Source organism: Vibrio sp. 10N.286.51.B11, assembly GCF_041469245.1.
Lineage (GTDB): Bacteria > Pseudomonadota > Gammaproteobacteria > Enterobacterales > Vibrionaceae > Vibrio > Vibrio crassostreae_C.
In genome coordinates this window covers 1-22,043 of record NZ_JBFRKI010000040.1, presented here as the reverse complement: position 1 = coordinate 22,043, position 22,043 = coordinate 1, and the positions used below count along the sequence as shown (strand labels likewise).

Genomic DNA, 22,043 nt, shown 5'->3' with positions numbered 1-22,043 from the left:
TCCCCCAGCTACAAGGCAAAACTGCCGGCGAGTGTGGAGAGTATCAAGTTCCAGCCATCAACAAGAACAAACAGCATCAACTTAAACGGCAGCGATACAATCATCGGTGACAACATCATCATACCCATAGCCATCAATACCGATGCCACCACCAAGTCGATGATTAGGAAAGGCAAGAACAGCATAAATCCGATTTGGAAAGCCGTTTTTAATTCCGATGTGATAAATGCTGGAATCAGAACCGCCATCGAAACATCTTCAGGGTTAGTCACTTCCGCGCCAGAAATCTCAACAAAGGTTTCAAGATCTTTGATTCGAGTCTGCTTGAGCATGAAGGATTTAATCGGTTTTTGGGCAACATCAAATGCCTGTCGTGCCGATATCTGTTCATTAAGATAAGGCTGAACTGCTTGTTCGTTAACTTGATTAATCACTGGCGACATGATGAAGAAGGTCAAGAATATCGCGATACCAATAATGACTTGGTTAGACGGTGTTTGTTGTAGACCCATCGCCTGACGCAAGATAGACATCACAACCACAATACGAGTGAACGATGTCATCAAAATCACCATCGCCGGCAAGAAGCCAAGCATGGTCATTAACGCGAGAATTTGCAGGTTAATCGAGTAGTCTTCACCGCCATTGGCATTGGTTGTCATGGTAAAGGCAGGTATGCCGCCACCATTGCCAGTCAAGCTGCCCGTGGTCATGGTTGTCGATTTGGCTTGGTCTTGTTCCATCGTGCTGATAGTGACCGATTCCGAGCCAGCGGTATTCGCAGGAATGACGGTGCCGTCTTCAGCTTGTGCAAATACCGACACACTGAATACGATTGAGCATAGGAGAATAAGCTGAACCAACCACACTTTCACCGCTCGGAAAGCTCCGGCTTGGTGAAAGTAAGAGGAGTTCAAAAGTCCGTTACTTGTTTGCATCTTTTTTTATTAGCTGGGAAAGCTGACTTGAAAATGTACTTTTTTCCAGCATCTCCTGAGTAAGAGGTTTATCGAGCTTAGAGATCAGCTGAATCGATTGTGTGGTAATCCCTACCAAGAACTGTTCATCACCCGCTTGCACAATAGCGATACGCTCTTTAGTACCAACAGGGATTTGCCTAACAATCGCCAAACCTTGTTGATTCGACATCGCAGGTACTTGCATTCGCTTGAGTAGCCAAGCAATAAATAAAATGAAGGCTATAACGAAAATTAGCGACCCAAAGGTGGTCGCTAAATCGAGAGAAGGCGGTGTTGCTGCAAAGGCAATGGAAGGAGCCGTTAATAGCCCTACTCCCAAGATTCCTCGTAACAAACCTGTCATTCCGAGAAAAGAGCCCGCAAGTCTTTGAGACAAAAAGCTCATTAACGCAGCTTCTTAATTCGTTCTGTTTGGCTAATAACGTCAGTCAAACGAATACCAAACTTGTCGTTCACCACAACCACTTCACCATGAGCAATCAAGGTACCGTTTACCATCACATCCAGTGACTCACCAGCAATTCTATCTAGCTCAACAACCGAACCTTGGTTCAACTGAAGTAAATTACGGATACTGATCTGAGAGCGACCAACTTCCATCGAAATAGTCACTGGAATATCCATAATGGTATCCAGCTTACGACGCTCATCTTCAGAAATCGGAGATGATGAATCGGTTAGCTCATCAAGTGGTGCCGCAAGCACATCATCAACATCAATTAACGGCGCTGAAGGATCTTCACCAAGTGCTGCAGCCCATTCGTCTGCTAGCTTTTGATCTTCACTAGGTTCCATTACCAATTCCTATACTTTTATCTATTTTACTATTCGTCGTCATCATCACTGTTTTCGAGCTCAGACAATAAGTCTTTACCTAGAAAAGCGAGATCAGTTTTAACCACATGTGGTCTTTGAATTTTTTCCGAAATCTGTACTGCAAGCTTCTCACCAGAACGGCCCATTTTCACACGATAAGTCGGCAGTTCTTCGACAAACATGGTTGCGTGCTCAGGCATGTTCATTGGGATAACATCACCAGGGCGCAGCTCCATCAGATCACGAAGGGAAATATCTTGCTCTAGCAAATTCACGCGGAAATTGACGGGCACATCCATGATCTCATCACGCAGTGCGGTACTCCAACGAACATCGGTTTCCATCTTGTCTGATTGAACACCCGCATCAAGCAGTTCACGGATCGGCTCAACCATGGAGTAAGGCATGACAACGTGGAAGTCACCACCACCGCCATCCACTTCAATGTGGAACGAACTCACAACAATCACTTCGGTTGGGCTCACAATGTTCGCCATACTTGGGTTCACTTCGGAATCCAAGTATTCAAACTCAACCCCCATCACTGGCGACCAAGCTTCTTTGTAATCTTCAAAAACAATTTTCAGCAGTAACTGAATGATTCGTCTTTCAGTAGGCGTGAATTCACGACCTTCAATCTTGGCGTGGAAACGACCATCACCGCCAAAAAAGTTCTCTACGAGAATGAAAACCAGACGAGCTTCCATGGTGATGAGTGCCGTACCTTTCAATGGACGGAAACGAACCATGTTTAAACTGGTGGGTACATACAATGTGTTTTGGTACTCACCAAACTTCATCATCTGTACGCCGTTGATCGACACTTCAGCCGTTTTACGTAACATATTAAACAAGCTGATACGCATATGACGTGCGAAGCGCTCGTTAATAAGTTCAAGGGTCGGCATTCGACCACGGACGATTCGATCTTGAGATGAGAAGTCGAAATTGACTGCATTGTCATTTTCGGTTTCTAAGACATCTTCAACTTCTTCAACATCATCAACGCCATGTAACAGCGCATCAATTTCGTCTTGGCTTAATAAATCGGTCACAAATTACCTATTGAATTACGAAGTCAGTGAATAACACTTTTTCAATCACAGGCTGGCCAACAGCTTGAGCCAGGCTTGCTTTAATATCTTCTGTTGCCTTATTACGCAGTTCCACGCGGCCTGTTGGTGAGCGCAATTGATCAACCGTTGCCGAAGCGAACGTGGCCAGTAGCGTACTTTCTACAAGTGGAGAGTGGTAACGAGCCAGGTCTTCATTCTTACTGCCACGTACCATGAGCTGTGCTTTTATCTGAACTAGGCGATCTTTTTTGTCACCTGTCACATTAAACAAGAAGGGCTGAGGAATATTAACATACATAACCGGCTCTGCAGCGACCACAGCCGTTGCTGGCTGAGACTGAGATTCAGAGGCGCTATCGTCAGAACCTAAGAAAAAGTACAGCGCACCACCTATACCAAGCAGTAACACAACTACGGCAATAATAATTATAAGGAGCTTGCTCTTCCCTTTAGGTGCATCTTGTTCTTCGGCCATATCTTACTCTAACTTCCTGTTCTTGCGATTAACTGATGGTTCTTTTTATTAACTGGTTTTTTCTATTAACCAAGCGTTCTTAGCCTGATATTAGGCATAATAACTAATTCCATCACGCTTTGATGCGACATTCAATTCAAGATTGCTGCCACTATCAAGGTTTTCATCACCTTGCGTATCATTTGTGCGGTTAGCGCCGGATTGTTGCTCACCATTGTTGTATCTATCTTGTCCCTGACCGGAGTTCTGTTGTTGAACAGACGAATCGGCAAGCTGCAGACCTTGCTGAGCAAGCATCTCTCTCAAGCGAGGTAAGGTTTGTTCAATCACATCTCTCGCTTGCTGATTACTCACCGTAAAGTGCACGTTTGCCACGTCATTATTCATGGTCATGCGGATTTTCATTTGGCCCAATTCTGGTGGGTCGAGACGAATGTCCAAGTTCTTAAGGTTCTTAGACATCATCATTTGTACTTTTTCAGCCACTTGCTCATTGGCTAGCTCTTTGGTGAGCTGTAAGGGCGCTTGTTGAGCAGCTTGAATTTCAGCTCGCGTAGGTGCTGAACCCACCGTTGCCGTACCTTGTGCACCAGCCGCAGAAGCGATCTGCTGAGCAAAGGTCGAATCTTTAGAATCTTCTTTAGCACCCGCTTTACCCAAACCAGACAGTGCTGCTGCACCGGCGCCCGCTTTAAGAAGCGTATCAGTCGAGCCTGCTTTTGTGGCAGCTGGCGTTGCATTCATCGCCATTCCTTGCGCGGTTAAAGCTGGATCCAACGTTGCTTGCTGCTGAGGTGAAGCCACATTAGCTTGCTGAGCTGCGGCCTGTTGGGCTGCATGTGCATTATTGGCGTGCAGCATTGCCGCCTTGTCCGTAAGAGCATTGTTTGCTGATTGAGAAGCGGCCTGCGCTGACACTTGTTGTGTAGCCGTCGCTACAGCTGCTGTTGATGCTGCCGCAGCTAAGGCTTTAGTTTCGCTTGAATCCGTATTATCCCAATCGATAGCAGTGGGTTCACCAGACGCACTGTTCGCAGCGGGAGCTTGACTTAGCAAAGCTGTTACTTGTTGTTGAACGTTAGCGAGCTGTTGATTCAACAGGTCTAGGTTAGAGGTCGCTTTAGCCAAAGCGGCTTGCTCATCAACCGTCAACTTAGCGCCACTTTGTTGCTTATCAAGCAAGCTATCGACAACAGACTGCTCTGATTCGATTTGTCCATTCAATTGGTTTAGCGCTTTGGTATGGGCATCTACTTGCTTTGCCAGTTCAATATCCACGGCTGACAATGCTTGGCTCTGCTCGGCAGCAACCGCACTAGCTGCATTCTTTTGGCTCAGCTCTCGGCTCATACTGGCTTCAATTTGTTCTGGAGTGACGCCTTTATCCATCAACTGTCGAATTTCAGTATCAGTTAGCTGAGAAACACCCTTACCTCCGGTAAGTACAGCGATTTCAGAATCGACTTCAAGGCTCTTCTCCTGATTTGCAGCCTTAGCTTGTTGTGTCGCCTTATCCGTAACGGAAACTCCTGCAACAGAAGCACCGGTGATATTACCTTGGGCTTGTTCTACCTGACCTTGCTGAGGCAAGCCTTTGCCGTTTGGCGCTTGATTTAGGGTTTTGTTTGCCTCATCCAATTGACCAAGCAATTTATTGCCTTCGCTCATCGCTGCATTGGCTTGCGATGCCTGCGTAGCACCATCTACCGCTGATGGACCCTGAGTTTGGGATTGAGCAATATGTTCTTTAGATTCGTTAGTCGTATCCTGCGCATCTTTACCATCTGCAACAGTCTTATCAGCGACAGTGCTATCAGTGCCCGAATTGGCTTTGAGCTGAGCCTCAGATCCAGACGCAGCCTCTGCTGATGTTTTATCAGCAGCTTTCTCGCCTTCTACTTCTGAAGCTGCTTGCTTGCTTTGCGCTTCGCTCACTTCGTCAGTAGCCTTTGATTCAGCGGAATCACCTTTGTTCGCTTCGGCTGACGCTTCACCTTCGGTAGATGTCTGTTTAGTATCAGGTTTCGCAGTGCTTTCTGTGTCTTTTGCTGCGACTTTACTGTCACTTTCTTCAAAGCCGAGCGCTTCTTTAAAGGACTCAAAGAAACCTTTAGAGTCGCCGGTTTCTTCTACCTTGGAAGAGGCAGAACCGGTGTCCAACAACGATGACATTTTGTTGGTCGCTGAATTTGAGGAAAGACTAACATTCATATATACAAGCTCTATCTACTAGCTTTGCTGCCATGAATCAGGCAACAAAAAGAAAGTCGGATGCTTTTCATGCCTTTGGTGGGCATAACGCGCAATTTTATATAAAACGGAGCAAGAAACATGCCTATAAGTTCGGTTTTCACAATATAGAGAACAGCACTGACGTCATTCGTGGCTTAGGATCACATCTTCTTTCGGCTGTATAACAGAGTCGAAAACTCATCCATTTGCTTTTGTTCTCTTCGATCTTGCAGCTTTGCTTTCTCTTTCTGCTTTTTCTCCATCAACCACTCGTAGGATTTACGTTTTTTGCGTAACTCCATCCAGTAGCTTTGGCAGTTGTCGACTTGATTTTTAAAGTGGTGCTCGGCTTCTCTCTGTTTGGATAATGTTTCATCCAACTGAGTTAAGAAGCGGTTCAAGTGACCATATTGGCTCGCCGTTAAGCCTGCCTTGCCGCGGTCAACGAGCTGCTGACAGTAATCCAGTCGATACTTTTCAATCTGCGCAACCTGCTCATAGTAGCCTTGCAGCTCAGAGTTCGCTTTGTTGAGCGCAAGTACCGCTTGGTTCTCTTGATCTTTGGCTTGATCGAGCAAAAATTCTAATGCGTTATCCATGACTAACCTTATTCACCCGTTAGCCACCCAATACATGTTTCAACATGTTGACGCACATGTCGTATGGGACGGTCTCTTTCATCTTCTGCTGCAAGTACTCATCCAGTTTTGGTTTCAACGTGAAGGCACTATCGATTGCTGGATCCGTTCCTGGCTTGTAAGCACCAATCGACACCAAATCTTGGTTTTTACGGCAGATAGACAGCACTTGCCTTACCGCTTTCGACATCAAGACATGTTCTTCAGTGGTGATTTGCGGCATAACACGACTGACGGATTTCTCAACATCAATCGCAGGATAATGACCGGCATCAGCCATTTCACGCGACAACACAACGTGACCATCGAGAATCGCTCGCGATGCATCGGCAATCGGATCTTGGAGGTCATCGCCTTCGGTTAACACGGTAAAGAAAGCGGTAATTGAACCTTGTTCATCATTGCCGTTACCTGCTCGTTCCACCAGCGCAGGAAGCTTAGCGAAGACTGATGGCGGATAACCTTTGGTTGCTGGCGGCTCACCCACAGACAGAGCAATTTCACGCTGAGCCTGAGCAAAGCGGGTCAATGAATCCATGAGTAGCAGAACATCTAAACCTTGGTCGCGGAAATACTCGGCGACAGCCAGCGCAGTTTGACAGCCTTTTAAGCGCATCAATGGTGATGAGTCGGCAGGAGCGGCCACAACAACCGAACGCTTACGGCCATCTTCACCAAGAATTTCTTCAATAAATTCTTTAACTTCTCGTCCACGCTCACCGATTAGGCCTACGACCACTACTTGCGCAGTTGTGCCTCGAGTCATCATGCCCAGAGTTACGGATTTACCGACACCAGAGCCAGCAAACAGACCGATACGTTGCCCTTTACCCACGGTTAGCAAACCATTAATGGCTTTCAAGCCGACATCGAGTGGTTCAGAAATCGGTTTACGAGCTAACGGGTTGATTGGCTCCGCATTAAATGAAGCGCGTTGCTCTGTATAGATTGGACCTAAACCGTCGAGTGGATTACCTACGCCGTCGATCACTCGACCGAGCAGTTCCATTCCAACAGGGATACCACTTTCGGTAGTCATTGGCGTGACGCGAGCGCCAGGTAAGATCCCGGTGATTTGCTCACTCGGCATCAAAAATAGGTTATCGCCAGAGAAACCGACGACTTCGGCTTCCATCTGACCAGACATGGTTTCGACTAAACACAAACTTCCGATTGGCGCTTTACAGCCGGTCGCTTCAAGCGTTAAGCCAACAACGCGTACTAACTTACCTGAGGCAATCGGTCGTGATTTTAACCCTTCGACTTTGTACTGACTGAGACGGTTCGCTAACTCAAGCATTACTCATGACCCTGGTGACGGTTTGCGCCGCAGAAGTTTTGAATGACGTTCTTTACGCGATCTTCCATACGGTAGTTAACGCTCGACTCACCTGCTTCAATTTGTACATCACCACGGTTGAGTGCTGGCTCTGCGACCAGCGTCCAATTACGGCAGTCCAATTCAGTCTCGCCATACGCAGAGCGAATGATCGCCACATCTTCCGGATTGAGTTTCAATGTGATTGCGTGACCAGAAATCGGCAACGACTCTACCGATTCTTTAACGGTATCTAATATGATTTGTGGGTTGGTTTGCACTTCAACATGAACCACTTCTTTGACCATGGTAAGCACCATGTCGACCAATTGCTTCTCCACCTGAGCGTTCATCAACTCTAATGGTTGAGCGAACTGGTTTGCCAGCCCCATGAAGACGGCCACCTGCTGTTGAATGTACTCTTGACCCGCGGTTACGCCTTCAAGCTTGCCGGCTTCGTTGCCTTCTTCGTGACCGGCAGCAAAACCTTCTTCTTTGCCTTTTTCATAGCCTTGCTTAAAGCCCGCCTCTTGGCCTTGATGCAGCCCTTCCTGATAAGCGCCTTGTTTAATCAGCTCGATTTGCTCTTCAGTCAGAACCAGCTCTTCATCTTCAATGGCTTCTTCAACCGTTGGCATCCAACTAGGGTCGTAGTTAAAAGCGGTTTCTTTGGCTTGTTTGCTCACGTCAGAGGTGTAGTCAGGCAGCCCCCATTTCTGAGGTTGGGCAACCGTATTATCTTCTTCAGGGCGAAGGAAGCCGCGTTTTCTATCACCTGACATATCAGTACCTATCTATGAGTGGCTTAACTGTATTGTGAATTCAAGCAGTTAAACTGAGTTAATCTGTGGTTCGAGATTGGATAAAGAAAAGCCCCAACAGTGTGGGGCTTTTGAGATTTCTGTATTAAAGGAACTCGTCGGCGCCACCAGACAGCATAATTTCGCCACTGTCTGCCATCTTCCTCGCGATACCCAAAATCTCTTTCTGAGCCGCTTCAACATCAGAGACTTTGACTGGCGGCATCGCCTCAATATCGTCTCTCATCATATCGGCAGCACGTTTAGACATGTTCTTGAAGATCTTCTCACGTAGACCTTCATCTGCACCTTTAAGTGCTTTCTGTAGAATATCTTGTGGAACATCACGTAGTAGTCGTTGAACACCTTGGTCATCAACTTCAATAAGGTTTTCAAAGACAAACATCAGATCTTGAATCTGTGTTGCCATGTCTTCGTCTTGGTCACGGATTTGATCCATCAAGACGCCTTCCACGTTGTTATCCATGTAGTTCATGATCTCAGCCGCGGCTTTCAGGCCACCAATTTTGGCAGCTTGAGCACCCGCTTGACCCGCGAACTGTTTCTCCATGATTTCATTCAGTTCAGCAAGCGCCGAAGGTTGAACTTCTTCAAGGTTGGCAATACGCATCATCAGATCCAGACGAACTCGCTCTGGGAACTGAGACAGGATCTCAGCCGATTGATCGGCATCGAGGTACGACAACACAATAGTTTGAATTTGAGGGTGCTCGTTGATGATAATGCTCGCCACCTGACGAGGATCCATCCACTTAAGCGAATCCAAACCTTTCGAACCTGTGCCGAGAAGGATTTGGTCAACAAGGTTATTCGCCTTGTCTTCACCCAGAGCAGCAACTAACGCATTACGCATGAAGTCTTCGCTGCCCATACCAATGTTGGTGTACTTCTGAATATCATCTAAGAAAGCACGGTGCACAGCGCCTACTTTCTCTTGGGATAGGTCTGTAGCTCGCGCCATCGCACTACCCACACGCTGAACCTGCTTTGGCTCTAGGTGACGAATAATACCAGCAGCATCTTCTTCATTTAAACTGAGCAACAAGATCGCAGCGCGCTCATCGCCTGAGATAGAGCCGATATCCACGCTAGAGACATCAAGCACTTCACCGCCTTCAGTTTGTTGTGGAACTATTTCGTTAGCCATCTACCATCCAATTCTTAACTACTTGAGCTGCTAGCTCTGGTTCATTCGCTACAAGTGCACGTACTGCTTTCAGCACGTCCTCGTCTTTATGAAGGTTTGGTAAGTCGATACTTGAACCAAATTCAAACAGCTCACCACCTTCAATATCACCACCAATTAAGCTGGTTTCGCCGTCGGCACCAATTGGCATGCCATCAGGTCCGTACATCTGTTCATCGTTGTCTGCTGCTGGGTTAAGCAGTTTCTTCATTGCAGGGCGAACAAGTACCAACACCACCACAATGATAACCAAGGCACTTGCAAACCAACGAACCCAATCATTGAAGTTTGGATGCTCCCAGATTGGCACATCAGCAACAACATCTGTTACTTGAGGTGCAAACTGCATGCTTAATACGTTGAGCAAATCACCACGAGTTTCATCAAAGCCCACCGTACCAATCAGTACTTGGCGAATCGCATTGATTTCGCTCGCCGGGATTGGCGTATGAACCACTTCACCCGTATCTGGGTTCAAGGATTGGCGGTCTTTGATCGCAACAGAAACCGTCTGACGATTAACCGTGCCGCTCTGTTTACGTTCATGACTGATGGTGGTGTCTAGCTCAAAGTTTCGAGTCGCTTCTTTGTGAACAGAGCCTTGACCTGTCATCGCGCCGTCTTTCATCTGAGCCACATCTTGTGGAATTGAGGCATCCGCTGGAGGCTGGTTACTCAACGCACCCGGAATACCCGCCACCGTATTTCCATTGTTGTAATCTTCTAAGGTGTATTCACTTCGAGTCGCCGGTGTATTCGGATCAAAACGTTTTCTGGTTTGCTCCACAGCACTGAAATCGAGCTGGATATCAACCTGAGCGGTGTAGTTACCAAACCCAAGAATAGGAATCAGGATGGAGTCAATTTTTTCACGCAGCGCTTGTTCTTGATTGCGCTCTAACTCGTGTTCTTTACGACGCGCCGCTGACATAGGGTCTTGAGAGCCTGAGCTCAACAATCGGCCATGCTGATCGGTCACCGTAATACGTGAGGTTTTCATTCCCGGAACAGCACTTGCCACCATATCCACAACAGAATCAACTTCTTGCTGCTTGAGGTTAGTACCTGTTTTTAGAGTTAGGAATACAGAAGCAGAGGCTTCTTGATTATGACGTACAAAAACACTCTGCTTCGGCAGGGCCAATAAAACCTGAGCTTTACGCACCTGTTTCATCTGCTCAATGGCTTTGGCAAGTTGTCTTTCGCGGCTTAATTTAAGGCGTTCTTGTTCTAAACGTTGTGATACACCAAAACCCATGTCTTGCATGAGGATGTCATCACCCGCGTTTCGCTCTTGATTCAAACCCGCTCGTACCATATTAAGCTTTAATGAGTTGTACTCACTCGCCGGTACTGAGATGGTATTGCCTTCAAGCGTGTAATCGATCTTTTGCAGATCTAAGTAATCAAGAACGGGGATCAATTCTTCTGTTTCGTAAGCCCCTAATGGACGCATTTCTGGCTCTTTTACCCAGAAAAACAGCATCACAATCAGCGCTACACAGATAGAGATAGAAAGGACTAAGACGACCTGACGAAGTAAATCAAGATCACCGACAGCCATATCGAACTTCGATGAACTGCGTTCACCTAGATCGGGATTTTGCCCTTCTCCGTCTAGCTCAGAGCCTGCAATCAGTGCATGGTCGTTGCTATCGCTTACGGTTAAATCTGTTGTTTGACTATTATCTGCCACTATTTAACTACCCAACTTATACCGGCATATTCATCAGCTCTTTGTACGATTCGACCAATTTATTTCTAATTTGGATCGTCGCCTCAAAAGCCACACTAGATTTATTACGAGCAATCATCACGTCCGATAGGGATACGCTTTGGTCGCCACTATCAAAACGAGCTTGAAGATCACCTGAGGTCTTTTGTAATGAGTTCACATTATTGATGGCATTAGTCAGCATGTTGCCAAAATCTGCACCGACCGCTTGCCCCGTTGCTGCGGGACGCGCGCTGGCAGCTTCGACCATCATTGCCTGCATTTCGCCTTGTAAACCATCTATTCTCATCTACTACCTCAGGAGTCAAAATTATGACCATCTATTTAGCTATATTATTGACAGAGCAATTAGCGTGCCACACATTTAATTGACTAGATATCGTATTACACTAGTCAGAAAGCTGACACTACTAATCTATCCTCAGTTTGGGATATCTATTCCAGCATCGCGCATTTTAGCCAACTTGTAACGCAGTGTACGAGGGCTAATGCCCAGTTTTTCAGCCATATCTTTGCGTCGGCCATTACATGCAATCAGGGTTTCAAGAATGATCGCATACTCTTGATCTCTAAGCTCATTACCTAACCCTTCGCTGCTAGCCGCGATTTTATTGATTGGGTTTGCTTCGGCAATAGGCTTAATTTCTGGCGCAGCTACGTCACTGCCTTCGACGATTTGTTGTAGGCTGCTTGCGTCTTGCCAATCGACACCTTCAAGAAGGATATGCTCACCAGAGATGTTCTCTTGTTCGCTCAATATTAGCGCACGCTGTACCACATTGTCTAATTCGCGAACATTGCCCGGCCACGGATAATTGACGAGTTTGCTGATCGCTTGTGCTGACATAACGGGTACAGGCATACCAAGTTTGGTGCAGTGGCGCTCAACTAAGTGCTTGGCTAAAGGCTCAATATCGCCTTTACGCTCGCACAATGGAGGCCAAGAAATTGGGAATACATTCAGGCGGTAGTATAAATCCTCACGGAAATTCCCTTCAGAAACATACTGTTTAAGGTCTCGGTTACTGGTCGCTAATACACGAACATCCAATTTGATGCTCTTACGACTACCTAATCGCTCAACTTCGCGCTCTTGCAAAACACGCAGTAGTTTGGCTTGTAGGCTAAGATCCATTTCACTGATCTCATCCAACAGAATTGTACCGCCCTGCGCTTGCTCGAATTTCCCCGGGCAAGCTTGAATAGCGCCAGTAAATGCGCCTTTTTCATAACCAAACAGGGTCGCTTCTAACATGTTGTCTGGGATCGCCGCGCAGTTAATCGCGACAAACGGGCCATCTTTTCGGCTAGAAGCATTGTGAATGTAGCGAGACATCACCTCTTTACCAGAACCACTCGGGCCCAACACCATGACGTTGGCATCGGTTTTCGCAACTTTATCAGCCAGCATCATTAGCTTGATACTTTTTTCATCAGCAACGATAGCGTCGCCGTTGTCATCCGACTTTACAGGCGCATAACGGCTGACCATGTTGAGCAGCACTTCTGGCGCAAATGGCTTTGCCATATAGTCGATAGCGCCCTCTTTCATTGCAGCAACGGCATCTTCGATGTTGGCGTACGCTGTCATTAGCAATACCGGCAAATTTGGCCAATGCTGCTTAATGTTTCTCAATAGTGCCAAGCCACCCATGCCCGCCATCTGCACGTCAGATACGACAATATCAACGGAGTTCGATTTTAATTTGACCAGAGCATCTTCCGCACAATCCGCTTCCAGCCATTCATAGCCAGCAAGCGCGAGTGTGTCGACAAGGGCTTCGCGTAGACCTTCATCATCTTCGACGATTAACACTTTGCTTTGAGCCATAGGATTCTCCAGTGTAAATTCAGTTAAAACTTATTAGTCTTCAGAAGAAGCACTTCTTTCAAGCGGTAGACACATGGTAAAGCATGCGCCGTCGCCTTCTTCTGATATCAATTCCAGTCGGCCTTCATGTGCTCGACATACCATTTGTACAACCGCTAAGCCTAGACCTGTACCTTGTGAACGAGTGGTAAAGAAGGGTTCCATTATTTTACCTTGAAGCTCTTTCGGTACGCCGGGGCCACTGTCTTGCACTGATATCTTAAGCTCGCCATTTACGGGCCTAAAAAACACATCGATCTGCGATTCCTTACCCGCAATTTGAACCGCGTTCAACACTAGGTTGCTTAACGCTGAGGCGATAGCATTGGCGTTGCCGAACATTTGAGTCTGTTCGCCCTCAACTTCTTGGCAATAATCAATCTGGTTAGTTTTCAATGCCGCTTCCACCATAGGGTGAAATTCAGTGATCAATTCAGCCACAGTAAATGGCTTAACGACTTTGTTGTCACCACCTTTGGCAAACAACAGCATGTCGTTCACTTGCTTCTCTAAGTCATGCAATCTATCCATAAGCTTAGATTGAAAACGCGTTTTTGTTGCCGGCGGCAGATTTGGCGCGGCAAGGTTTGATGCATACAGCATCGCACTTGAAAGAGGCGTTCGCACTTGATGGGCAAGCGAGGCCACCATTCTACCTAATGAAGACAAACGCTGAAGATCACTCACGCGAGACTGCAATAGTCGGGTCTCGGTCAGATCGGTAATCAAAATCAGCTGACCCGTGGTAGAGGCTGAAATCGCCAAACGCACTTTTCGCCCGTTCTTCAATGAGATCTCATGACCGTCATCGTCTTTTGGGTCAAAGGCACTTTGAATCACTGAAAACCACTTCTCGCCAACCAACTCAACACCAAGAATACGATGCGCTTCAGGGTTCGCTTCTCTCACTTCGCCGTGTGTATCTAACAAGATAACCCCTGCTGGCATCACGTCGAGTACTTGCTTATAGCGCTCAACCTGCTGTTCAACAGAATCTAGGTGTGATTGATTTTCTGGTTCGTTAGATACGCGCATGTCAAAAATTTGCCTCAAATACTAAAACAGCCTGAGACGTACAACACGAGTCAGGCTATTTGCTATATTTATCACATAGTTAAGCAAGCAACAACTCGACTATGGTTTATCTGTTCACTTAGCTAGAGTTACCAAATAGCTAAAAAGTGTGTGCTAGTTTTTCGTTTTCATCGAAAACTGGACACTATCGCTGCAAGTTATATTTACGCATTTTTTCAACCAGAGTGGTTCTACGCATTCCAAGCATGTCAGCAGCACGAGCAACAATACCGCCCTGCGCTTCCAACGCTTGATTGATCATATTCACTTCCATATCCGCGAGTAGCTCTTTCAAGTTAACCCCTTCTGGCGGTAACTCTTGAGGAGCATTGGCGTTGTCGGCAATATCATCTTGCTGATCAAAGCTGAAATCTTCTGAGAATAAGTCAGCAAGTGCATCACGCTCTTGCTCCTCTTCAGATCCAAAGCTATTAAACTCTGGCTGGAACTCAGGGATATCGCTGTATCGATATTTAGTTGGCAGATGATTCACATCAACCAAGCTATTTGGATACAAGATAACCATTCGCTCAACCAGGTTCGCCAGTTCACGAACGTTGCCCGGCCAGTAATGCTCCATCAAAGAGTTGATAGCACGAGCCGTGAAACAGATAGGCATGCTGCCTTCCGCTTCCATTCGAGTCATCAGCTCTTGAAGCAACAGTGGAATATCTTCTTTGCGATCTTGAAGCGCCGGCATTTCGATCGGGAATACATTCAAGCGGTAGTAGAGATCTTCACGGAACGAATCATCGTCGATCATATCTTCAAGGTTGCGGTGTGTTGCCGCAATCACTCGGACATCAGCTTGTATGGTGCTGTTGCCACCTACGCGCTCAAAGCATCGCTCTTGCAGCACTCGTAGCAGCTTAACTTGCATCGCCATCGGCATATCGCCAATTTCATCAAGAAACAGTGTGCCACCTTCAGCTAATTCAAAACGGCCTTTACGTGCGGTAATCGCCCCAGTAAATGCGCCCTTCTCATGACCAAATAGTTCACTTTCAAGCAAATCAGGTGGAATCGCGCCACAGTTTACAGGAACAAAAGGCCCTGAACGACGTTTAGAGTGATAATGAATGTTACGCGCTACAACTTCTTTGCCTGTGCCAGATTCACCAAGAATCAGCACGTTCGCTTCCGTAGAAGAGACTTGTTCAATTAAGTGACGTACTTCTTGAATGCCAGCACTTTGTCCTACTAGGCTGCGAAACAGTGTGTTCTTGCGTGCCGAAGACACAACTTGAACACCTTTGCGGCCTAAGAAGTCTTTACAGTGTCTTAATGCATCACTTAATTGCGGGTAGTTAAGAGGAAGTTCGAGCTCACCAACATAGTTAGTCAATTCGTCAACCGGGTGATTATTTTTGCCAATCACCAGTAAAGGGATGTGATTGGCGTGAACAAGCTTCTCATTCAGTAATGCGTTGAAGCCTTTACCTTTAATGGTACCAACAATGCAGCCGGCCCACTGTAGTGACCAGTCAACTTTACGTGCTTGTTCAGAGCTGATTACTTCGCAGCTCTCTCCTACAAACTCTAATATTGTGCTTAAATTGTGACGATCTTGAGCGTTATCGTCGACGACAAGCAGTTTTGCCAAACCTTGCATAAGTAGGAATTATTGCCTTTATTTTGGTGCGATGCGGAAAAACGGTGAGCAACGTAGTCTATAAACCAGTGAAAAGTATCAACGATTACGGTCTACGTGGACAAATTTAGGAAATCAGCAACGAAAAAAGCCATTAGGCTATCTAATGGCTTCTATTTTATTTGATAAAAAAAATAAGGCAACCAACCAATTAAGGGATATGAGATTGGTTAAAACTGCAATTTTTCTTTAAATTCCTACGTCAGCGGACGTCAAGTTGTGATATTCGTTCGGAATTTGGTCCCAAGCGCTCTTAATTTCGCGAATAATATCGATAACATCATCAATAGGCTGTGGGTCATTTTTGTGATTTGCCGCAGAAATTTGCGTGATCATGAACTCATAAAGTTGATCTAGGTTTTTCGCAATATCGCCACCATCGTCCATAGATAGGCAACTACGTAGGCTAATAATGATATCTAGAGCCTTACCAAGTCGCTCACCTTTCACTGGGATGTTGCCTGCTTGCATTGCCGCTTTGCCTTGAATCAAACGCTCGATAGCACCGGCCATTAGCATTTGTACAATCTTATGCGGTGAGGCAGCCGTTAGCTGACTATCCACTGATACCTTTTTATATGCCTGTAAAGAACCGCGCATAGTAAACCTCTTCTATAAAAACTTTTTGTATTGTTGAACTGATTTAGCGCCGTGACGGTATTTATGTAGGGTCTTACCTACTCGACTCGTCTCAGACTGCATCAATTCGACTAATTTTCTGGTTCTGGTAATGGCTTCAAACCATTCAGAACTTTGCTTAACGTCGGGATGTGAGTCGATTATTTGAAGCACGTTTTGCAATAACTGTTCTCTGTTATCGACAAGCTGCGTTATTTCTTCAGCATTAATTTCACTAAATTCCAGTTTAGAGATAATTAGTTGATCGAGTTCACAAAGCTCTTGTAGCTGGCTATTCATCTATTAGCCCAACGCATTCATCATACTGCCCAGCTGAGATTGCATCTTACTGGTCGCATCTTGCATGGCTGTGAACTTAGAGTGGGTACGGCTCTCTAGGCTGTCCATGCGGCGGTCGAGCGCGCTTTGGTCATCAACCAAACGGTAGTTTTGCTCGACCAAGCTCTTTTCTCTAGTACGGATTGAACCCGTGATACCTGTGATACCTTGAATCGCATCTTCCACTTTTTTGGCGAAACCGTTGTTGCCACCAAAGAACTCACCCAACTTATCAAAGTTATTGTTGAGTTGACGGTCAAGCATATCGTAGTTGATTTCTAGCGAGCCTTGTCTTGTGGTGGTGATACCGAATTCAGTCAAAGACTTTAGATTGTCTGGCGCACCTTCGATACTTGATGAGAACACCCCTTTCAATCGGGAGTCGGCGTTACGCACTGTACTGTCACCAGAGAGCGGGCCTTTTTGACCAGTCGTTGGATCAACACCCGCGAGGTCTTTCGACACTTGATAGAACTGGTTATAAGAGCTCACAAAGGATTCGATATCTTGGCGAACACTGTTACGGTCGTACTCCACACCAATTTCTGCCGGCGGCTTATCTTTTGGCGTTTTTCCTTTCACCGTAATATCAATACCTTCAATGGCATCTTCAATCACATTGTTATTACTAGAGAGTTGAGCAACACCATCTAGGACAACCATAGAATCTTGGCCAGCCTGAACTTCAGTCATTCCACTATAGGTATCAAAAGATTGCTGTGCTTGTTCAAGATCTGCTTGCGCTTTATCGACCTTCTCTAAGAGCTCGCGCTCTTCGGGTTCTAATTTGGCACGCTCAATTTTCTTGGCTTGCTCTGCGGTGAGTTCGCCTTTTTGAACTTTCTCAGCCAACTCCGCTTTTTCTTGTGAAATCTTCTCTTCGATACGCGCTTGCTCAGCCTCAAGCTTTTGTTGGGCTTCTTTCGGTGTCACGTATGAATCGGTCAGAGTACCTGAGGCAGCATTTGACCACCCCGGCACATCGGGTGCCTTCTCTATCGCTTTTTCATCAAGCTCAAGTTCTGGTGTGTAGTAAGAATCTAAAAGCGTACCTGACGCGGTTTCAGTCCAGCCAGGGATATTATCTTCAGGCATCACAGACTTTGCCGCTTGAGCTGCGTCTAGGGCGGCTTGGCCGTCGGCGGCTGCTTGCTCACCGTAGCTGAGACTTTTAGAGTCTCCGTCAACATCTGAAGTAGAATCAGTTTGGGATGCAGGGATGACATTGCCATCTTTATCGAGTGTTTCATTCGCATTTGGGTCATCGCTAGCGATCACTTCATCAATGAGTTCGACGGCTTTTCCTGCAGGGGTTAGAGCTAGAATATCTTGAGCAGCAACGCGCGCTTTCTCTAGCGCTTTAACACGTTCTTCAAGCGTTTTATATTCGAGTTTTTTCAGAGGATTGGCAGCATCTGACTCAACATTAATGCTGATCTGCTGATCTGAACCAGACTGGTTCGAGGCAATAATAAGTCTTGGACCTTCGACATCGTTGATAATAGATGCACGAACGCCTGGGTTGTTATCTGCACCGTTGATACCACGAACAACTTCGATAAGTCTCGATCTGTCGCCAACTTGCACGTCAAAGCTGTCATCACCAAGCGAAACCTGCAGCTTACCTGGGCCAAATTTCATGTCCTCTGACAGTACATCAGAAGCCACTTTATGGCTTTGGGCAAGCTGCAACACATCTATGGCATATTTGCCAGCGATCGCTTCGGTAGTCGCGGTTGCAGAGACAAGACCTTCATCGGTACTTTCGACTGTTCGCACAGCAAAAGCTTTTTCCTGACGAAAGTTTGTCATCAGGTTTTTCATCGAATCAAGGGATTCTCTGAGTCTTCCATAGGCACTAATGCTGGTATCGATTCGCGTTCGTTCATTGTCGATTCGTTGCTGTTTAGGTACACGCTCCGAATCAACAATTTTGCTGACCATGGAATTGATATCCATGCCAGACGAAATCCCCATTGGGCCAAAACTCATTAAATCACCTCAATAATACGACTTAAACCTTCACCTCAAATATTCGACTATTCGAGTTTTGGGCTGCTAGGCGTCTTAGAATTTCAAGCATTTCTTCATCAGGGATCTGGCGAATAATATCACCGGTTGTGGTCTCATAAATGGTAACCACATCTCTCCCAGATTCTTCATCGACCTTAAAAGCCACACCTTTATTGAGAGAGGAGATAAACTCGTTTACCTTCTCCACCATTTTGACTCGCTCTTCATCATTTAACTCTTGTCTATGTTGAGCTAATTGAATCGCCGCTTCGGTAGCTTCCTCTTTCGATTTATCTACCTTGTCATAAGATGTTGCTTCTTTTAGTCGCGAAATACTCGACGCACTACTACCTTCATCGCTTGCAATTTTAATGCCATTAGGTGAGCCATAAGGCTGGATGTTCGATGCGTTGGATGATATTTCCATAACACTCTCCCTCCCTCCTTTATGAGCCAAACAGTAAAACTCTACCCAGAGTAGAGTTTACCGCTACTTACCGAGGTAAGTTTAGCCCAATAAGCTTAGAGCTGCTGATGGTGACTGTTTTGCTTGAGCTAGGATAGAAGTACTCGCCTGTTGTAGGATTTGAGACTTCGTCATAGCTGTTGTTTCTTTCGCGTAATCGGTATCTTTGATACGGCTCTTAGACGCATTAACGTTTTCGTTGATGTTGTCTAAGTTGCTGATTGCATGGTCAAAACGGTTTTGGAAAGCACCTAGAGAAGCACGTTGGCTATCAACAGATTTTAGAGCACCATCAATGATAGATACTGCTTCGTTTGCACCTGCAACAGAAGTTACGTCGATATCGTTAACGGTAACGTCTTTACCAGCACCGATACCTAGTTCGCCCGCAAGGCTGCCGCCAAACTCAACATCACCTTCAACTTTTTGGCTTGAAGCGAAAAGTTGCAGTTTACCGCCTTCACCCACAGACGCTTTAACGTCTTGGCTTTGACCATTGATGTAAGTTGCTAGCTCTTCGATATCGTTGCCTTCTTTAGCAGAGATAGATAGCTCTTGCGCTTCACCAAACTTATCGTTGTATTTGATTGTTAAATCAGCACCCGCACCTACACGCCAAGAAGCATCTTTGCCTTCTGTAACGCCGTAGCTCTTACCACCCATGTCTTGAGTGTCAGTACGCATGTTGCTCATAGATAGCATTACTGCTTCACCTGAGTCAGCACCGATTTGGAAAGATTGGCTGCCGTAAGTACCGTTCAGAAGCTTGTTACCACCAAAAGAGGTCGTTTCAGCGATACGGTTAAGTTCTGTGTTTAGAGCAGAGACTTCTTCTTGGATCGCAACACGTTCAGATTTGCTGTTCGAACCGTTTGAAGATTGAAGAGAAAGGTCACGCATACGTTGCAGAATGTTGGTTGACTCATTCATTGCACCTTCAGCTGTCTGTGCAATAGAGATACCGTCATTCGCGTTTTTCACAGCCATATCTAGGCCACGACTTTGCGACGTTAAGCGGTTAGAGATTTGTAGGCCTGCAGCATCATCTTTTGCGCTATTGATTTTATAGCCAGAAGACAAACGCTCCATTGATTTTTGAGTACCTTCAGCCGCGCTATTTAGGTAGCGCTGAGCCGTCATTGCAGACACATTTGTGCTTACATTAATCGCCATAGTTGATCTCCTTTAGGCATTTTTTAATGTACTTATGTGACTCTCACCTCACACTAATACATGTCAATTTTGTTTATGCACCAGTGTCTCTCTCACCTTACATTGGTACATATCATTTCTCTCAATCCCTTTAACGGCGCCTTAATTAGAAGCTTTAATAAAAAATGCGCTTTTTTTCATATTCTTTTCAACAACAAAGGAAAGTGTGATCGGGCTTCAATTAATAGGGCGACATTCGCTAAAGTTGCCCCATTATTTAAGTTAATCAGCGTAGTGTTGAATATAAAGTCAGAAGAGATCCCTGATATCTCGTTCTACTCGATTCTGGGGTGACGAAAGACTGCTTCGATGTAGTAAGCGAGGAAACCATCATTTCCCAATTCCCGTCACTCCCTACAGTGAGGAGCGAGCGTGATAGGGAACCTCGCTTTCCAATCAACGACCAACACCAAAACTCCCCCCTTCTCCAAATTGCAGGCAATAAAAAACCCAGCCGAAGCTGGGTCTGTTTAGCGCTCATCTCTCACCACGAGCTAATTTGTGGAAGCCTAACGTTGACGCTTATAGTCAACGTGGCTTTTTAATCGATTAACCTAGTAGGCTAAGTGCCGAGTTCGGAGCTTGCTTCGCTTGAGCAAGAATCGAGCTTGAAGCTTGAGAAAGGATCTGAGACTTAGTCATCTGAGTCGTTTCTTTCGCGAAATCGGTATCTTTAATACGGCTCTTAGATGCGTTAACGTTCTCGTTAATGTTGTCTAAGTTGCTGATAGCGTGGTCGAAACGGTTTTGGAAAGCACCTAGCTCAGCACGGTGGCTATCTACATACTTAAGTGCCGCATCGATAATAACTACAGACTCTTGTGCGCCGCCAACTGATGTTACGTCGATAGTATCAACCGTTACGTCTTTGCCAGGTTGCATGCCTAGTTCGCCAGCCAGGCTGCCAGAGAATGCCACTTCGCCTTCAACCTTGTTGTTACCAGTAAACATTTGTAGCTTACCGTCTTCAGTTACAGACGCTTTAACAGAGTCTTGTTGACCGTTGATGTACGTTGCTAGCTCTTCGATGTCGTCACCCGCTTTTGCGCTGATGTCGATTTCTTGTGCTTGACCGAAGTTATCAGTGAACGACATTTTTAGGTCGTTAGAGCCTGCTTGAACGTTCCAATCTTTATCTTTCGCGTTCTCAGTTTGGTAGCTCTTACCACCCATCTGAGCGTTATCAGAGCGCATGTCTTTCAGTTGAAGCATTACCGCTTCACCGTTGTCTGCACCGATTTGGAATGATTTAGTACCGTGAGTACCGTTAAGCAACTTGTTGCCACCAAAAGACGTCGTTTCCGCGATACGGTTCAGTTCGTCGTTCAGCGCTGTTACTTCTTCTTGAATCGCTACACGCTCAGATTTTGAGTTTGAGCCGTTTGAAGATTGTAGAGACAAATCACGCATACGTTGCAGGATGTTAGTCGTCTCATTCATTGCACCTTCAGCTGTTTGTGCAATTGAGATACCGTCGTTCGCGTTACGTACAGCAACATCAAGACCACGACTTTGAACGTTCA

The 22,043-nt window shown here is 46.0% G+C and carries 21 protein-coding genes; all 21 read right to left on the bottom strand.

Annotation, left to right across the window (positions count from 1 at the left end):
- Positions 1-8 precede the first annotated feature (8 nt).
- Positions 9-938 (bottom strand): flagellar type III secretion system pore protein FliP, encoded by a 930-nt coding sequence (gene fliP / locus AB4154_RS19350; RefSeq protein ID WP_017064117.1) that lies wholly within the window; start codon positions 936-938, stop codon positions 9-11.
- Positions 925-1,365, bottom strand: a complete 441-nt coding sequence (fliO, locus tag AB4154_RS19345; RefSeq protein ID WP_017060675.1) for a flagellar biosynthetic protein FliO — start codon at positions 1,363-1,365, stop codon at positions 925-927. The genes fliP and fliO overlap by 14 nt, the downstream gene beginning before the upstream one ends.
- A complete protein-coding gene (gene fliN / locus AB4154_RS19340) occupies positions 1,365-1,775 on the bottom strand; it encodes a flagellar motor switch protein FliN (protein WP_372123865.1) in 411 nt (136 codons plus the stop codon). Before fliN ends, fliO begins: the two co-directional genes overlap by 1 nt.
- 29 nt (positions 1,776-1,804) lie before the next feature.
- Positions 1,805-2,851, bottom strand: a complete 1,047-nt coding sequence (fliM, locus tag AB4154_RS19335; protein WP_017060676.1) for a flagellar motor switch protein FliM — start codon at positions 2,849-2,851, stop codon at positions 1,805-1,807.
- A 7-nt stretch (positions 2,852-2,858) separates the two neighbouring features.
- Entirely contained in the window at positions 2,859-3,347 is a 489-nt protein-coding gene (fliL, locus tag AB4154_RS19330) for a flagellar basal body-associated protein FliL (protein ID WP_017060677.1), read from the bottom strand.
- A 90-nt stretch (positions 3,348-3,437) separates the two neighbouring features.
- On the bottom strand, positions 3,438-5,558 hold the full coding sequence (locus tag AB4154_RS19325; protein WP_372110031.1) for a flagellar hook-length control protein FliK: 2,121 nt from the start codon (positions 5,556-5,558) through the stop codon (positions 3,438-3,440).
- Between the two features lie 182 nt (positions 5,559-5,740).
- Positions 5,741-6,178 carry a flagellar export protein FliJ gene (gene fliJ, locus AB4154_RS19320; RefSeq protein ID WP_017060679.1) on the bottom strand — a complete coding sequence of 146 codons (438 nt, stop codon included), beginning with the start codon at positions 6,176-6,178 and terminating at the stop codon, positions 5,741-5,743.
- Between the two features lie 19 nt (positions 6,179-6,197).
- The gene (fliI, locus tag AB4154_RS19315; RefSeq protein WP_017060680.1) at positions 6,198-7,517 is read right to left on the bottom strand and encodes a flagellar protein export ATPase FliI; all 1,320 of its coding nucleotides are present in this window, start codon (positions 7,515-7,517) and stop codon (positions 6,198-6,200) included.
- Positions 7,517-8,317, bottom strand: a complete 801-nt coding sequence (gene fliH / locus AB4154_RS19310; RefSeq protein WP_017060681.1) for a flagellar assembly protein FliH — start codon at positions 8,315-8,317, stop codon at positions 7,517-7,519. The genes fliI and fliH overlap by 1 nt, the downstream gene beginning before the upstream one ends.
- A gap of 124 nt (positions 8,318-8,441) precedes the next feature.
- Positions 8,442-9,503, bottom strand: coding sequence for a flagellar motor switch protein FliG (gene fliG, locus AB4154_RS19305; RefSeq protein ID WP_017060682.1), 1,062 nt, complete (start codon positions 9,501-9,503; stop codon positions 8,442-8,444).
- Positions 9,496-11,238, bottom strand: a complete 1,743-nt coding sequence (fliF, locus tag AB4154_RS19300; protein WP_017060683.1) for a flagellar basal-body MS-ring/collar protein FliF — start codon at positions 11,236-11,238, stop codon at positions 9,496-9,498. Before fliF ends, fliG begins: the two co-directional genes overlap by 8 nt.
- A 16-nt stretch (positions 11,239-11,254) precedes the next feature.
- Positions 11,255-11,566: a flagellar hook-basal body complex protein FliE gene (gene fliE / locus AB4154_RS19295; RefSeq protein WP_017060684.1), complete on the bottom strand. Its 312-nt coding sequence runs from the start codon at positions 11,564-11,566 to the stop codon at positions 11,255-11,257.
- Between the two features lie 132 nt (positions 11,567-11,698).
- A complete protein-coding gene (locus tag AB4154_RS19290) occupies positions 11,699-13,108 on the bottom strand; it encodes a sigma-54 dependent transcriptional regulator (RefSeq protein ID WP_017060685.1) in 1,410 nt (469 codons plus the stop codon).
- Between the two features lie 33 nt (positions 13,109-13,141).
- The gene (locus AB4154_RS19285; RefSeq protein ID WP_017060686.1) at positions 13,142-14,182 is read right to left on the bottom strand and encodes a PAS domain-containing sensor histidine kinase; all 1,041 of its coding nucleotides are present in this window, start codon (positions 14,180-14,182) and stop codon (positions 13,142-13,144) included.
- 184 nt (positions 14,183-14,366) lie between these two features.
- Positions 14,367-15,833 (bottom strand): sigma-54 dependent transcriptional regulator, encoded by a 1,467-nt coding sequence (locus tag AB4154_RS19280; RefSeq protein ID WP_136982075.1) that lies wholly within the window; start codon positions 15,831-15,833, stop codon positions 14,367-14,369.
- Between the two features lie 228 nt (positions 15,834-16,061).
- Positions 16,062-16,472, bottom strand: a complete 411-nt coding sequence (gene fliS / locus AB4154_RS19275; protein WP_004736194.1) for a flagellar export chaperone FliS — start codon at positions 16,470-16,472, stop codon at positions 16,062-16,064.
- 12 nt (positions 16,473-16,484) lie between these two features.
- Positions 16,485-16,790, bottom strand: a complete 306-nt coding sequence (locus tag AB4154_RS19270; protein ID WP_017060688.1) for a flagellar protein FliT — start codon at positions 16,788-16,790, stop codon at positions 16,485-16,487.
- Positions 16,791-16,793: 3 nt separating this feature from the next.
- Entirely contained in the window at positions 16,794-18,821 is a 2,028-nt protein-coding gene (gene fliD / locus AB4154_RS19265; protein ID WP_372123863.1) for a flagellar filament capping protein FliD, read from the bottom strand.
- A 22-nt stretch (positions 18,822-18,843) separates the two neighbouring features.
- Entirely contained in the window at positions 18,844-19,269 is a 426-nt protein-coding gene (gene flaG / locus AB4154_RS19260; RefSeq protein WP_102321178.1) for a flagellar protein FlaG, read from the bottom strand.
- A gap of 81 nt (positions 19,270-19,350) precedes the next feature.
- Positions 19,351-20,481, bottom strand: coding sequence for a flagellin (locus AB4154_RS19255; RefSeq protein ID WP_017066381.1), 1,131 nt, complete (start codon positions 20,479-20,481; stop codon positions 19,351-19,353).
- Positions 20,482-21,069: 588 nt separating this feature from the next.
- Positions 21,070-22,043 (bottom strand): flagellin (locus tag AB4154_RS19250; RefSeq protein WP_372123861.1); only part of this gene is annotated, 974 nt, incomplete at its 5' end.